Here is a 14,446-nt window from a genome sequence, read left to right on the forward strand (position 1 = left end):
CGGGGAATCGCCGTCTCGGCCATCCTGTGCAATCCCGTTTGTACGCGACGGCTAGTTCTCGGGCTGCTCGAGACCGCGTGCCTTGAGCGCGAGCCACAGCTCGGTCTGGGTGTCGATGCTGTCCAGATCGTGGCCTGTCAGCTGCGCCGCGCGCTGGATGCGGTTGCGCACGGTGTGCCGGTGCACCTTCATCCGATCGGCGGTCGCCTCGATCGAGCGGTGCTCGATCAGCCAGACGTGCAGTGTCGCGAGCAGCGCATCGCCGCCTCTGGCGCGTTCGAGCACGCCCAGGGTGGCGTCCGCGAACGCCTCCCGGTACTCCGGCGACGCGACCTGCAGCAGGAAGTCGTGCGCTCCCCCATCGCGGTACTCGATCGCACCGCCCACGCGCCGGCTGGCCTCGAGCGCGAGGCGGGCCTGGCGCATGGAACGGCTCGCGTGGTGCGGAGCGAGCGATGTCCCCACCCCGATCGGTACCGTGAGCCCGTATTCGACGAGCGTCTTCACCGGATCCACTGCGACGAGACACTCGACGACCCGGCCGCGATGCCGCACGAGCTGCGCCGAGAACAGCGCCGCGAGGTCGTCCACCAGCACCTCTGCGTGGGTCTCGTCGCGCGCCTCGATGACCAGGCCGCGCAGTGCGAGCGCGTCGATGCCGAGGCTGCGCAGCAGGGCCTTCGCGCCGCCCTCCTCCGTCAGGCCCAGCAGTCGCCCGAGCTGCCGGTCTCGACGCCGGCGTTCCGGCTCGTCCATCAGCCAGTGTCGCTCGTACTCGAGCGCGAGCAGCGAGCGCAAGGCGGGCGCCGCCAGTTCGGCGGTAGCGTCGCCGGTGGACAGACGGGCGAGGTAGCCGCGGACGGTGGCGTTGCCGGCGAACGGCGTCAGCTCGACCGCCCCCTCCGGCTGCACGGTCCCGGCGGGCAGCCGGAGCACCTCCCCGAGCCGGGGCGCGCGGTCATCGAGTGCGTCCTTGACCCGGCCCAGGTCGCCGGCCGGGAACTCGGCCCGAGCGAGGGGCCGGCCGAGCCGGTCGAACACGGCGACGGGCTCGCCGGTCTGCCGGTGCCAGCCGCGCAGCAGCCGGTCGACGCCCTTCCCGCGCGCGAGGATGGCCGTCAGGTCGACCTGAAGGGCGAGCGCGCGCTGCTCGGGCGAGGCCGGACGAGCGTCCTCGCCGTCGGCGGCGGACGGACGGGATGTCCTCGGCGACATGGTGCCTCCGGGTCGGGTGGACGCCGCGGCGTCATTGGGGTCGCTCGATTGTACGCGGCGGAGATTGTCGATCGCACGCACCGTTCCTAGCGTGTGTCCGTGACGTGCGCAGACACGTCCGTTTCGACGCAAGGGAGTCACCGCATGATCGGCCAGAACGAGTACTACCAGGGCAGGGTGCGCAGCCTCGAGTTCCAGAACCGGCAGGGCAACTTCACCGTCGGCGTCATGGAGCCCGGCGAATGGACCTTCGAGGCGCCGGTCAAGGAGTGGATGCTGCTGGTCCGCGGCAGCTGGGACGTACAGCAGCCGGCGGGCCAGGGCGAATGGAAGACGTACAGCGAGGGCGAACAGTTCGAGGTGCCTGGCGGCACCGACTTCACGGTGCGCGTGACCGACACCGTCGCCTACCTGTGCCCCTATACCGGCGAGTTCCTGGGCTGGAAGGACTCCGAGTAATCGGCACCCGTGGGGAATCCCGGACGACCCGTACCGCCCGCGGCGTGTCGCGGTTCGACACGCCGAGCGGATGCCGGATGGTCCGGGATTCCCTACGCCGGGCCGGTGCGGCCCGGCCCCGAAGCGCGCGCCGCGCCCGGCCCCGGAGACCTCAGAGCCCGGCGGTCAGCCGCGCGACGGCATCCACGATCTGGTCCGCGAAGCGGTCCCAGTCCAGGGTCAGGGCGACGTTGGCGCGGAAGTCGGTCTGCCGCTCGGCGGAGCCGTTGGAGTGGTGCATCCCGGGCACATCCTGGAAGTTCACCACCGTGGCGCCCTTGGTCCACTCCCCGTGCAGCTCGACGCGCACATCGGCCTTCGCGGTGGTGAACACCGCCGGGTCGATGAGGGCCGCGACGCAGCACGCGTCGTGCACGGGAGGCGAGTCGAACTCGTACTGCCGACGGTAGGCGTCGCCGACGAAGCCCCACACCCCGAGCACGAACTCACTGACCGGGCCGCCGATCGCGCGCACCCGGTCCTGCAGCTCGGGCGTCGCCAACGCCTGGTGCGTGAGGTCGAGCCCGACCATCGTCACGTCCCAGTCCGCGCGGAACACGACGTCCGCCGCCTCCGGGTCGACGGCGATGTTGAACTCGGCGTGGGGGGTGACGTTGCCGCGGGTGTGCGCGCCGCCCATCAGTACGACCGAGCGCACCCGTTCGACGATGCGCGGCTCCTTCCGCATCGCCAGCGCGATGTTGGTCAGCGGCCCGACCGGCACCAGGTTCACGGTGTTCGGCTCGTGCGCCATCACCGTGTCGATGATGAAGTCCACCGCGTGCCGCGGGTCGAGCGCGAACTGCGGCTCGGGCAGCACCGGCCCGTCGAGTCCGGTGTCGCCGTGGATGTCCTCCGCCACCATCTGCGGCGCGACGAGCGGACGGTCGGCCCCCTTCGCGACCGGGACGCGGATGCCGGCGGCTGCGCAAACCGACAGCGCGTTGCGCGTGACCTTCTCGAGCGTCTGATTGCCGGCGACCGTGGTGATGCCGAGCAGCTCGATCGCCGGGTTGCCGGCGGCGAGCATGATCGCGATCGCGTCGTCGTGTCCGGGATCGCAGTCCAGGATGACCTTCTGCATGGTGACCTCCGCGTCCATCCTGGCAGGCACGGCCCCGGCATCCCGTCCCTTCGCTCGGAGATGTGCGCTTCGTTCGGACCGGCATCCGGCATCCGCTCCGAGGCAAGCGCACAAATCCGCGCGAGCGAACCGGCCAAACCGACCAAACGCAGCCACCAACCCCGAGCGAACAGTTCACCTCCCCGTGCCCCGCTGTTCAACCACGCGGCCTATCTTGGTTGCGGCCGCGCGACCGCGACGAGACACACAAGCTTTCTTTGTGCGTTGGCCACAAACCGCAGGGTAGTGTCGATTCGACACCCCTCGAAGGCGAGAAAGGAACACCATGGTCCACATGCGGAAGAGGCGCTGGCCCCTCATCGGGATCGCCGCGCTCACGGCCCTCACCCTCACCGGCTGCTCCGGCGCAGCGGAACCCGCGGCCGAGAACGCCGAGGAGGGCCCGACGGATGCCGGCGGCACCCTCATCGTCTACACGAACTCCAACAGCGACGGCCGCGGCGAGTGGATCATCGAGAAGGCCAAGGAGGCCGGCTTCGAGATCGAGATCGTCGGCCTGGGCGGCGCCGACCTCACCAACCGCATCATCGCCGAGAAGAACAACCCGGTCGGCGACGTGGTCTTCGGGCTCAACAACATGTTCTTCGAGCAGCTCAAGGCCGAAGAGGCCATCACCGGCTACGAGCCGGAGTGGAGCGGCGAGGTGCCCGAGGAGGCCGGCGACGCGAAGGACGGCGCCTACTGGCCGCTGGTCGAGCAGGCCATCGTCACTGTCTACGACGAGAAGCGCGTCGACAGCCCGCCCGCAGACCTCGAGGAGCTCTACACCGACGACGCCTACAAGGGCCGCTTCGAGGTGAACCCGGCTCTCGGCCAGGCGACCCCGCAGCTGGTGCTCGCCAGCATCCTCACCGAGCACCTCGACGAGGACGGCGACCTGGGCGTGAGCGACAAGGGCTGGAAGCTCGTCGAGTCGTACTACGCCAACGGCTCCCCCGCCGTCGAGGGCACCGACCTGTACGCCCGCATCGCCCGCGACGAGGTCGACTTCGGCGTGCTGCCGTCCAGCGGCATCGAGGCCCGCGACGCGGAGTACGGCACCGAGACCGGCGTCATCGTGCCGGAGTACGGCGTGCCGTACGTCACCGAGCAGATCGCCCCGATCGCCGGCACCGACAACGAGAAGCAGGCACAGGAGTTCATCGACTGGTTCGGCAGCGCCGAAGTGCAGGGCGAGTTCGCCGCCGAGTTCAACGCCATGCCGGTCAACGAGAACGCGATCGAGCAGGCCAACCCCGAGGTCGTCGAGCTGATGGAGTCGCTGCCGCGTCAGGACATCGACTTCGGCTTCGTGAGCGAGCACCTCGGCGAGTGGGTCGAGAAGGTCACGCTCGAGTACATCGGCTGATCGAGCCGGACGATGATCAGGTTCGAAGACGTCGACGTCGCCTTCGGCGACCACACGGCCGTCTCGCATCTCGATCTGGAGATCCAGGAGGGTGAGTTCTTCACCCTCCTGGGTCCCTCCGGATGTGGGAAGACGACGGCCCTCCGTTCGCTCGCCGGGTTCGTCGAGCCCACCGGCGGCCGCATCCACATCGCCGGCCGCGACGTCACGCGCGTGCCGAGCGAGCAGCGCGGCGTGGGGATGGTGTTCCAGAACTACGCGCTGTTCCCGAGCATGAACGTGCGCGACAACATCGCGTTCGGTCTCACCGTGCAGAAGCAGAAGGTCTCCAAGGTCGAGCAGAACCGACGCGTCGACGAGATCGCCGAGCGCACCGGCCTCGCGGCGAGCCAGCTCGACAAGAACGTGTCCGAGCTGTCGGGCGGGCAACAGCAGCGCGTGGCGATCGCCCGCGCCCTGGTGCTGACGCCGCGCATCCTGCTGCTGGACGAGCCGCTGTCGAACCTCGACGCGAAGCTGCGCGTGCAGCTGCGCGAGCAGCTCAAGGAGCTGCAGCACGAGGTCGGCGTCACCACCGTGTACGTCACGCACGACCAGGAGGAGGCGCTCACCCTCAGCGACCGCATCGCCGTGCTCGACGCCGGACGGCTGCAGCAGGTGGGCACCCCCGAGGAGATCTACGATCGCAGCGCCACGGCGTTCGTCTGCCGGTTCATCGGCGAGAGCAATCGCCTCAGCCCCGGCATCCTCTCCCGCATCGCGGGTGCGGCAGGGCTGGATGCCGGCGCCGAGAGCTACGTGCGGCCCGAGAAACTCCGGCTCAGCGACGCCGCCGACGCCGCCCCGGCGCCGGCCGTGCTGGACGGGACGGTCACCGGCCGCACCTACCACGGCAGCCACAGCGTCTACACGGTGGCGGTCGAGGACGCCACGCTGCGCGTGAGCGTGCCGGCCGCGGCGAGCGCGCGCCGGTGGGATGCCGGAGACGCGGTGCAGGTCGGGATCGATCCGCGCTGGGTGCTGCAGTATCCGGCGGTGTGACATGAGCGACCCCACAACCCCCGGCCCCTTCCCGCCTCCCGAGGCCGCGCTGCCCGGCGAAGCCGGCGTACTCACTGCGACCGCGGCATCCGATCGCCCGGCGAAGCGCGCCCGCCGGGGTCGACCCGGCAGCATCCGGGCGATGCTGCGCTCCCCGCTCGCGTGGGTCACCGGCCTCGTCGTGATCTGGTTCGCGGCGGCCTTCCTCGTGCTGCCGAACGCGGCCCTGCTCGGCACCACGTTCTTCCCCGACGGGCAGTTCAGTGTGCGCGCGATCGAGAAGCTGCTCGGCAGCGAGCGCGCGCTGAAGACCCTCGGCAACAGCTTCCTGCTCGCGGTCACGCTGTCGGTCACGGTGAACGTGGTCGGCGTGTTCATCGTGCTGGTGACGCAGTACTTCAAGGTCCGCGGCGCCAAGCTGCTGTGGCTGGGGTACGCGACCACCCTGATCTACGGCGGCATCGTGCTGGCCGCGGGGTACAACTTCATCTACGGGCGGTTCGGGTTCGTCACCAACCTGATGACGAACGTGAACCCCGACATCGACCGCGACTGGTTCTCGGGGTACTTCGCCGTGGTGTTCGTGATGACGTTCGCGACGACCACGAACCACATGCTGTTCCTGTCGTCGTCGCTCGCGAAGGTGGACTACGCGTCGATCGAGGCGGCCAAGCTGATGGGCGCGTCGACCTGGACGATCCTGCGCCGCATCGTGCTGCCGGTGATGAAGCCCATGCTGTTCGCCGTCACGGTGCTGACGTTCCTGATCGGCCTCGGCGCGCTGACCGCGCCGCTGGTGCTCGGCGGGCCGGACTTCCAGACCGTCGCGCCGCTCATCATCGACCTGTCGCGCAGCCCGATCACCCGCGACATCGCCGCGCTGCTGGCCATCGTGCTGGGCGTGGCGACGATCATCCTGCTGGCGATCATGAACCGCGCCGAGAAGTCGGGCGTGTACTTCTCGGTCGCGAAGGTGGCGACGCCGATCCAGAAGCAACAGATCCGCAACCCGCTCGCGAACGCGATCGTGCACATCGTCGCGTACGTGCTGTGGGTGATCTACCTGATCCCGGTGGTGCTGATCGTGATCTTCTCGTTCGTCGACGCCCGCAGCATCCTGGCCGGGTCGATCACGCCCGACAGTTTCACGCTCGACAACTACATCACCGTGTTCAGCAGCGCGGCGGCGCTGCGGCCGTTCATCGTCAGCGTCGTCTACAGCGCGCTCGCCTCGGTGATCGTCGTGGTCGGGTTGCTGTTCGTCGCCCGGATGCTGCAGAAGCATCGCAACGGGATCACCGCGGCGCTGGAGTACGTGCTGCACATCCCGTGGATCCTGCCGATCGTGCTGATCGCGCTGGCCCTGGTGATGGCGTTCGATCGGCCGCAGGCTCTGTTGGCGAACGTCGTGCTCACCGGCACGCCGGTGCTGCTGCTGATCGCGTACATCAGCGTCAAGATCCCGTTCACGCTGCGGCTGCTGAAGGCGGCGTTCGCGTCGGTGCCCGATTCGCTCGAGGACGCGTCGCGCATCCTCGGGGCCCGGTCGCTGACCACGTTCCGGCGGGTGCTGATCCCGCTGGTGCTGCCGACGGCGGCGGCGATCACCGCGTTGAACTTCAACAGCCTGCTCGACGATTACGACGCGGCCATCTTCCTGTACCACCCGCTGTATCAGCCGCTGGGTGTGGCGATCCAGGAGAGCACGCGCGGCGAGAACAACCTCGACGCGATGCCGATCACGTTCGTGTACACGGTGCTGCTGATGGTGATCATGGGTGTCACCATGTATCTCGTGTATGGACGTGGTTCGCGCGCCGGAGCGCCCCGCCGCCGGTCGCGCACGCGTGCCGGGAGGACGCGGTCCGCATGAGCGCCGACTCACGCCTGAACGTCACGATCAACGACGTCGCCGCGGCCGCCGGGGTCTCTCGGGCGACGGCCACGCGCGCGTTGAAGGGCGAGGGCCGGATCGCCGAGCAGACCCGGCAGCGCATCCTCGAGGCGGCCGAGCGGCTCGGGTACGTGCCGAACACGATCGCCGCCGAGCTCGCCGCCGGCCGCACCGGCACCGTCGGGCTGATGCTGCGCGACGCGAGCAACCCGGCGTACGGCCGGTTGTTCGCCCGGCTGCAGGATGAGGCGCATCGCCGCGGCCTGGACCTGGTCACCGTGACGGTCGGGATCGGCGCCGACCGGCAGGGCGCCAAGCAGGTCGACGCCCTGCACCGGCTGCTCGGCATGCGGGTCGCCGGCCTGATCGTCGCCACCGGCGGTGTGAGCACCGCGCAGCTGGAGCCGTTCGCCGACCAGGTGCCGATCCTGCGCGCGGGGCGGATGGAGGCCGAGGGCCGGATCCACGCCGTCTACTACGACGAGTCGGCGCACGGCCGGATGCTGGCAGCGCACGTGCTGGGTCTCGGGCACCGCCGGGTGGCGGTGCTGGCCGGTGGCCCCGACGTGTCGTTCACCGAGCAGCTGCGCGCGTCGGCGATGCGGGACGCGCTGACGGATGCCGGGGCCGAGGTCACCATGATCGCCGCGGGCGCCCTGCCCGAGGACAACGTGGCGGATGCTCTCGAGGCGGTGCGGGCCGGCGCGACGGCGGTGATGTGCGCGTCGGACGCACGTCAGCTCGCGGTGCTGCGGGCGGCGCGGGATGCCGGCATCGCCGTGCCCGGCGCGCTGAGCGTGACCGGCTGCGACGGCCTCCTCCCCGGCGGCGACCTGCTCGGGCTCACGACCGTGCGGATCCCGGTGGAGCAGGTCGCGGCGGCCGCGGTCGAGGCGATGCAGCGGCTGCTGGCGGGCGAGGCCGGCGCAGAGCCTATGCGCCAGGGGTTCGCCGGCGAGCTCGTGAACGGTTCGACCGCCGGGCCGCCGGGGCGCTGACGCGGCGCCTTCGCCGTGGCGCCGACAGAACGGCATCCGAAATCCTTTCGTTCGCAACCAGGAAAGAGCATGATCCTCACCGAGCACCCCCGTCCTTCGCACACGTTCGTGCATCTGTCGGACACGCACCTGCCCGCGGAGCGGGCGCCGCTGTACGGCGGCGCGGACGCCGACGGCAACCTGGAACTGCTGCTGCGCCGGCTCACCGAGAGCGGGTCGCGCCCGGAGGCGCTGCTGCTGACCGGTGATCTCACCGACAAGGGCGACCGCAGCGCGTACCGGCGGTTGAAGGCGCTCGTCGACGAGACCGCGCAGGCGCTGGACTGCCAGGTGGTGTGGGCGATGGGCAACCACGACCACCGTGACGCGTTCCGCGAGGTGCTGCTGGGATCGGAGGGTGACGGCCCCGTCGTGTCGGTGAACTGGTTCGGCGGGCTGCGGGTGATCGCGCTCGACTCGACCGTGCCGGGCGAGCACTGGGGTCAGGTCGACGACGAGCAACTCGCGTGGCTGCGGGGTGAGCTGGCGACGCCGGCGCCCGCCGGCAGCATCCTGCTGATCCACCACCCGCCCCTGCCCACCGTGCTCGACCTGGCCGTGACGGTCGAGTTGCGCGGGCAGGCCCGGCTGGCGGATGTGCTCCGCGGATCGGACGTGCGGGCGATCCTGTCGGGACACGTGCATCACCCGTCGTTCGGCACGTTCGCCGGCATCCCGGTGTCGGTCGCGTCGTCGAGCGCATACGGCCAGGACCTCTCGCAGCCGCCGGGCGCGACGCGCGGCCAGGACGCGACGCAGGGCTACAACCTCGTGCACGTCTATCGCGACACGATCGTGCACTCTGCGGTCGGGCTGGAGCGGGGATCGGATGTCGGGGAGCCGGTGCCCCCGGACGAGGCGCACCGCCGAATCACCGGCGCCGGGATCGGGTGGCGGGAGCACTGAGCCCCCGGTCGCGCCCCTGGTTCGCGCCCTCGGTCGTTGAGCGAGCCGCCCCGGTCGTTGAGCGAGGGCGCCGCAGGCGACCGAGACGAAACGCCCCAGGTCGCGTCGAGATGGCGCCGGAGGAGTGAGGCGTCCGTCCTCCGCCTGCGCTCGCAGCGCTCAGTAGGGTGCTGGCATGGCATTCAAGACCCGCTCGGAGCACACGGCTGCGGTCGGCCACATCACCATGAGGGCGAGCCTCGCGCTGTGGTGGATGATCCTCATCCAGCTGACCTTGATCCTCGTGGTGATGGTCGTCGGCGCGTGGAGTGCCTGGGCATCGGGAGGATCGCCGCTCGAAGGTGATTTCGTCGTATCGAGCGAGACGGCGGCGGAACTCGCCAACCTCGCGCTGATGACGCATCTTCCGGTTTTCGCTCTCGCCCTGGGCTCCTTCATCGGTCCCGCGAACAGGCTCCGCGATCACGCGGTGGCGGCGATGCGGTCCCACACCGGGCGCTGGTTCCTGCTCAGCGCGGCTCTCACGGTGGCGCTCATCCTCACCTTGAAGACCGAGCCGAGCGTGGTACAGGCTCTCGTGGAGATGGCGTTGCTGGCAGGTCTGATCGCGGTCTGGTGCTTCGTGTTGCGCGGAGTGCGGAGCATTGCGAGAAGCGATGACGCCGTTCCGTACTTCGAGTGCATGGAAGAGGCCGAGAAGGAGGCCGCCGACAGCCCGTGGCCCTCGCGTCCGATCCAGGGCTTTCCTGACCCCGCTGAGATGATGAGCACCGCGGATGCGGACCGCTACGCCCGACGCGCCGCAGACATCGCGCGCCTGCATGACTGGCTGGGACAAGGGCTGTTCGTCGTGTCGACGGCCTTCCTCGGGGCGGCGGTCGCGCAGGTCTTCGAGGCCGGCCACCTCGTTCCGTGGATTTGGGCGGGCCTCTCGCTCATGGGCGCTGCCGCCGGCTACGCAGTCCAGCGTCGGGGCCGTGCGTACCACCGTATTCAGGAAGAGTTCGAGAAGACGAGCGCAGAACTGGCCCGCGCCGTCCGCGCCGAGGCGACAGAACGCGCGACGTTCGCGACCTGGGCGCGAGAGCTCTTCCGCAGGTAGCAGCTCCACACTCGAAGGCTCGCCTCATGCCGCATCAGGGCTGGTCGTGAGCCACCCGTATCCGATCGACGACTGCTTCGCCAACAGGATCGGCGAGTTCGAGTCCGAGTCGAACCAGTTCGATGCGACCTGCAAGACGCGGCCCATCCGCGCGCGTCAGCCCGACTTTGACCCCACCGAATGTCACGGTCGTGTCGGCATGCAGCACTGCTGAGTTTGCTTCCCCTGTGTCCGGGTCTAGTCCGCTCGGCAGGTCGACGGCGATCACGCGCGGCCCATGAGGCAGCAGCGCCTCGACGGCCTCTCGCGCCGTGCCGCGCAACCCGCCCCGCGCGCCGATTCCCAGGATGCCGTCGACGACGAGGTTATATGCCGCGGGGTCGAGCTCATCGAGCGGCACGACGCGCGCGCCGGCATCGATGGCGGCGGCGAGCGCCTCCTCGTGGATGCGTGTGGATGTGCGAAGCACGTCGACCTGCACGCCGCGGGAGGCAAGCTCCGCCGCAGCGAACAGCGCATCGCCTCCGTTATCCCCGGCACCCGCGAGCACAAGAATGTTCTTCGGCTCGTACTCGCCGATCACCTCGGCGAGCGCATGCGCGGCTCGGCGCATAAGCGGGACGCCGGCCGCTAGCAGCGGCGCCTCGGCGGCGCGGACCTGCTCGGCGCTGAAGGTGGGGACCGTGAGGGGCATGACATGACTCCCGTCGGAAGACACCGCTTTTCGACATTGCCAATCTCCCGATCGTATCGGGGTGCACCGGCTGTTCGCGTCCACAGGAGCTTGGTCGCCACGGCCTATCAACCGCAGAGGCCTCCCCACCCTAGACTCGCACCGAGCGCAACGCGGAGGAGCACGATGGAGAAGGACCTCAAGACCTGGGAGCGGGCGCGTTGTGCCCTCGAGATCCTCGCTGAAACGGCGCCCGATGGGCGCTACGTTCCGATTGCGGACATTTGGAGCGAAGCCCTGCTCCGAGTGCCACTGACCGCATACGAATCTGAACCGAATACCAAGAACCGTCCGCGCGGTGAGACGAACTGGCGCTTCGCTAGCTCCGATTTCGTCGCGGCCGGCTGGCTGCAGAAGAACCCGTCCCTGGCGGGCGAGTGGGCGATCACTCCGAGCGGGATCGCCGCCCTTGGCGCGCACCCCGGGCAGGATCTCGTTCTTGAAGCGCAGCGGCTCAGTGCCGCCGAGCGAGACCGGAGACGGAATGAAGTCGAACGAGCGCTGCCCGAACGATGGGTGAGCGTCGACAACAACCAGCGGAGGCTTCTCGCGGCGGCCGAGGTGATCGTCGACGAGGGCCTTCGCAAAGGGCTTTCCGCATTCGCACCAGGTCGTGAAGTGTGGACCGCGAAGAACATTCGCGACCTGCACTCCCTATGGACAGCGGCCGCAAAAGAAGACGGCAAGGGCTTCAACGCCAACCTCATCCAGCAGCTCGCCGGCGCCTCGGACGACCAGAAGCTCCTCATGGCTGAAGTGCTCGCCTTCCAACTACTGCCGATTGCGAAAGTGATGGGGCACGCGAAGAAGCGCGAACGTGTCGAGGCGGCGTTGAACATCATGCGGCATCCCGTGGAGATCCCACGCGTGTTCGACATCGCCTTCGCGGGCGGTGCGTTCAATCCGGGCGTAGGCATGCAGTCGCACGTCAACCATGCGATCACGGTGATCCTCGATGTCCTCCTCGCTTGGACAGAACTGAGCGATGAGGAGCAATACCTGGTGCTCGATGATCCGCGAGAGTGGCGAAATCTGGTGTTCGGCACGGATCGCGGATTCCCCACACAGCGCTATGCCTTGATGTACCTCGTTCATCCGGGGTTCTTCGGCCCGGTTGTCTCACCCGAACACCGCGACCAGATCCGTACCGCGTTCATCGGCGAGATAGGCGGGGAGTTCTCCGAGGATCCAGATGCTGATCTGCAAGCAATCGTGATCGCCCTCCAGAAGAAAGAAGGCAAACCGGTTGATCTCTATGGCGACCTCGAGGTTCGCTGGAAGAACAGACCGATTGCGGTCGCTTCGGAAGACGGTCCAGCCCCGTCACCGCCGACGCTGGACGAGTTCGATCCGCGAGGATTCCTGCCCGAGCACGTCGATCTGGCCGGACTGGCTGCAGCCACGCACCTCGACCAATCATGGCTCGCCAAAGTCACGAGCGCCCTGCACCGCCGCGGCCAGGTGATTCTCTACGGCCCGCCAGGAACGGGGAAAACGTATCTGGCACGCGCCCTGGCCGACCGCCTCGCTAAGCCGGGTAGCGTCGTCAAGCGCATCCAGTTCCATCCGTCGTACACGTACGAGGACTTCTTCGCGGGATACCGTCCGGTGACGGATGCGGCTGGTCAATTGACGTTCTCCTTGACTCGAGGGCCGTTGCGCGAGATTGCCGACGAAGCGCGCAAGAATCCGGACGTGCCGCACGTCCTGATGATCGACGAGATCAATCGGGCGAACCTCAGCAAGGTGTTCGGAGAGCTGTACTACCTGCTCGAGTACCGTAACGACGCGATCGACGTCCTGTACGCCGGGTCCGGCGACGACGGTGGAAAGTCCTTTACCTTGCCAGCGAACGTGTTGATCGTCGGGACGATGAACACCGCAGACCGTTCGATCGCTCTTCTCGATTCGGCCATGCGTCGACGGTTCTCGTTCTTCGAGTTGCACCCGGATGTCGAGCCACTGAGGGGCATCCTCGACCGATGGACGGCGCAACACCACCAGTCTCTGCCGGTCGCCGCGCTGTTCGAACTCTTGAACGCGAGTATTCGTGATCGCGAGGATCGCATCGGACCGAGCCATTTGCTGCGCCAGGACGATCTGAGTGAAAACGACCTGCGAGCAGTGTGGGACGAGAGCATCCTTCCGCTCCTAGAGGAACGCCACATCGGGACTGGAGTCGATGTGCATCTGAAGTACGGACTGGACACACTTCTCGGCCGCATCTCCGCTGTCCCCTCCTCCCGCCCCGCGGAGTCATGAACGGCCAGTCAGTCGGCGCACGCGTCACGGAGGTTTCTGAGAAGGGCGAATCCATTGTCGCGCTCACCCCGTCGCAGGCGGCCAGGCTGCAGGAACTGAGGTTCTGTCGCGTTTCGCCGACATCCGATGCGGGGGTTTGGCGCGTCTCCGACGTGAACCGGGTCGGCGTAGTCGCGATCGACGATGTCCGAGTCGTCGTTCGTCCGAAGACACCGCTACGCAGTCTCATCTTCATGGCTTCGTACGCTGGGCTGCAGGCGAACGTGCAGGATGCGGCGTTCGATTTCGACACGGATCACCATCTGCCGTCTGCGCTGGCGACGGCGCTCGTCCACGCAGCGATGGCAGCCACCAGCCGAGGTCTACTCAAGGGGTACGTACCCGTCGAGGAGACGGGCACCGTGATCCGCGGTCGGTGGGACATCGCACGGCAGCTCAAAACGCGCCCGGGCCTGCCCGTGCCCGTCGAACTCCTCTACGACGACTTCACCGAGGATGTTCCCGAGAACCGCATTCTGAAGTCGGCGCTGCTCGCGCTCATGCGTTTGGAGCAGCTTCCCGAACGGATCGCGGGTGACGTAGGCACCGCGCTGGCACAGTTCTCCGACATCACAGCGCTGCCTGCGGGGCTCACGATTACGATGCCTCCGGTTACCAGGCTGAACATTCATTACCGGCCGGCGCTGCACTTGGCGCGATGGATTCTTGAAGCCACGTCGTGGGCGCACGCGGAGGGGGCGAACTCGGGTTCCGCTTTTCTGCTGAACGTCGCCAAGGTGTACGAGGACTTCGTCGGGTGCGTCCTCCGGGAGACCCTGAAGCCGAGCGGATTCGATGTCGATCTCCAAAAGTCGGATTGGCGCCTCGATGCGGATGGACGGATCCGCATGCGTCCTGACATCGTGATCTCGCGTGCAGGCCGCGTCCTCACAGTCGCCGACACGAAGTACAAGGTGTGGGGCAGCGACGACGGTTCTCCGCCCAACGCAGATGTCTACCAATCGTTGGCGTACGCAGTGACCGCGGATGTACGAGAAGTACATCTTCTGTATGTGTCCGGTGACGTGGCGCCGAGGCGCTACGACATCCCACCGACGGGAACGACAGTCATCGCGCATGCTGTCGACTTGAGTGGCGAACCAGCCGAGCTGGTCGAGCGGGTCAGAGCGTTGGGCGCCTCCCTCGCGCCCGTCGAGGAGTGATGCTCGACATCGGTCGCTCGGCATCACGCCACATGCCGTGAGTCAGCGCTTGCCGAATCGGGGG

At 68.2% G+C, this 14,446-nt stretch carries 12 protein-coding genes; 9 read left to right on the forward strand and 3 right to left on the reverse strand.

The window, feature by feature from the left end:
• Window positions 1–51: 51 nt before the first annotated feature.
• Window positions 52–1,215 carry a PucR family transcriptional regulator gene (locus RIF65_RS12195; RefSeq protein WP_309064898.1) on the reverse strand — a complete coding sequence of 388 codons (1,164 nt, stop codon included), beginning with the start codon at window positions 1,213–1,215 and terminating at the stop codon, window positions 52–54.
• A gap of 144 nt (window positions 1,216–1,359) precedes the next feature.
• On the opposite strand from RIF65_RS12195, the gene ppnP reads away from it, so the two are divergent.
• Window positions 1,360–1,674: a pyrimidine/purine nucleoside phosphorylase gene (ppnP, locus tag RIF65_RS12200; protein WP_309064899.1), complete on the forward strand. Its 315-nt coding sequence runs from the start codon at window positions 1,360–1,362 to the stop codon at window positions 1,672–1,674.
• A 151-nt stretch (window positions 1,675–1,825) separates the two neighbouring features.
• Here ppnP and RIF65_RS12205 read toward each other — a convergent pair whose 3' ends face one another.
• Window positions 1,826–2,815, reverse strand: coding sequence for a nucleoside hydrolase (locus tag RIF65_RS12205; protein ID WP_309064900.1), 990 nt, complete (start codon window positions 2,813–2,815; stop codon window positions 1,826–1,828).
• A 316-nt stretch (window positions 2,816–3,131) separates the two neighbouring features.
• Here RIF65_RS12205 and RIF65_RS12210 point away from each other — a divergent pair, with 316 nt between their 5' ends.
• The 6 genes from RIF65_RS12210 (at window position 3,132) to RIF65_RS12235 (ending at window position 10,185) form a co-directional block, all read left to right on the forward strand.
• Window positions 3,132–4,205, forward strand: coding sequence for an extracellular solute-binding protein (locus tag RIF65_RS12210; RefSeq protein ID WP_309064901.1), 1,074 nt, complete (start codon window positions 3,132–3,134; stop codon window positions 4,203–4,205).
• Between the two features lie 12 nt (window positions 4,206–4,217).
• Entirely contained in the window at window positions 4,218–5,246 is a 1,029-nt protein-coding gene (locus RIF65_RS12215) for an ABC transporter ATP-binding protein (protein ID WP_309064902.1), read from the forward strand.
• Window positions 5,247–5,388: 142 nt separating this feature from the next.
• Window positions 5,389–7,119: an ABC transporter permease gene (locus RIF65_RS12220; protein ID WP_375142198.1), complete on the forward strand. Its 1,731-nt coding sequence runs from the start codon at window positions 5,389–5,391 to the stop codon at window positions 7,117–7,119.
• Complete coding sequence (locus tag RIF65_RS12225) at window positions 7,116–8,138, forward strand: LacI family DNA-binding transcriptional regulator (RefSeq protein WP_309064904.1); 1,023 nt, start codon at window positions 7,116–7,118, stop codon at window positions 8,136–8,138. The genes RIF65_RS12220 and RIF65_RS12225 overlap by 4 nt, the downstream gene beginning before the upstream one ends.
• Window positions 8,139–8,207: 69 nt before the next feature.
• Window positions 8,208–9,083, forward strand: a complete 876-nt coding sequence (locus RIF65_RS12230) for a metallophosphoesterase (protein WP_309064905.1) — start codon at window positions 8,208–8,210, stop codon at window positions 9,081–9,083.
• 253 nt (window positions 9,084–9,336) lie between these two features.
• A complete protein-coding gene (locus RIF65_RS12235; protein WP_309064906.1) occupies window positions 9,337–10,185 on the forward strand; it encodes a hypothetical protein in 849 nt (282 codons plus the stop codon).
• A 34-nt stretch (window positions 10,186–10,219) separates the two neighbouring features.
• Here the strand turns inward: RIF65_RS12235 and RIF65_RS12240 are convergent, their stop codons facing one another.
• Window positions 10,220–10,879: an NAD(P)H-hydrate epimerase gene (locus RIF65_RS12240; RefSeq protein WP_309064907.1), complete on the reverse strand. Its 660-nt coding sequence runs from the start codon at window positions 10,877–10,879 to the stop codon at window positions 10,220–10,222.
• Between the two features lie 165 nt (window positions 10,880–11,044).
• Between RIF65_RS12240 and RIF65_RS12245 the strand changes: the two genes are divergently transcribed.
• Both RIF65_RS12245 and RIF65_RS12250 read left to right on the forward strand, forming a co-directional pair.
• A complete protein-coding gene (locus RIF65_RS12245) occupies window positions 11,045–13,180 on the forward strand; it encodes an McrB family protein (RefSeq protein WP_309064908.1) in 2,136 nt (711 codons plus the stop codon).
• Window positions 13,177–14,382 (forward strand): McrC family protein, encoded by a 1,206-nt coding sequence (locus RIF65_RS12250; protein ID WP_309064909.1) that lies wholly within the window; start codon window positions 13,177–13,179, stop codon window positions 14,380–14,382. Before RIF65_RS12245 ends, RIF65_RS12250 begins: the two co-directional genes overlap by 4 nt.
• Window positions 14,383–14,446 lie beyond the last annotated feature (64 nt).

It is taken from the genome of Microbacterium sp., assembly GCF_031180975.1.
GTDB lineage: Bacteria > Actinomycetota > Actinomycetes > Actinomycetales > Microbacteriaceae > Microbacterium.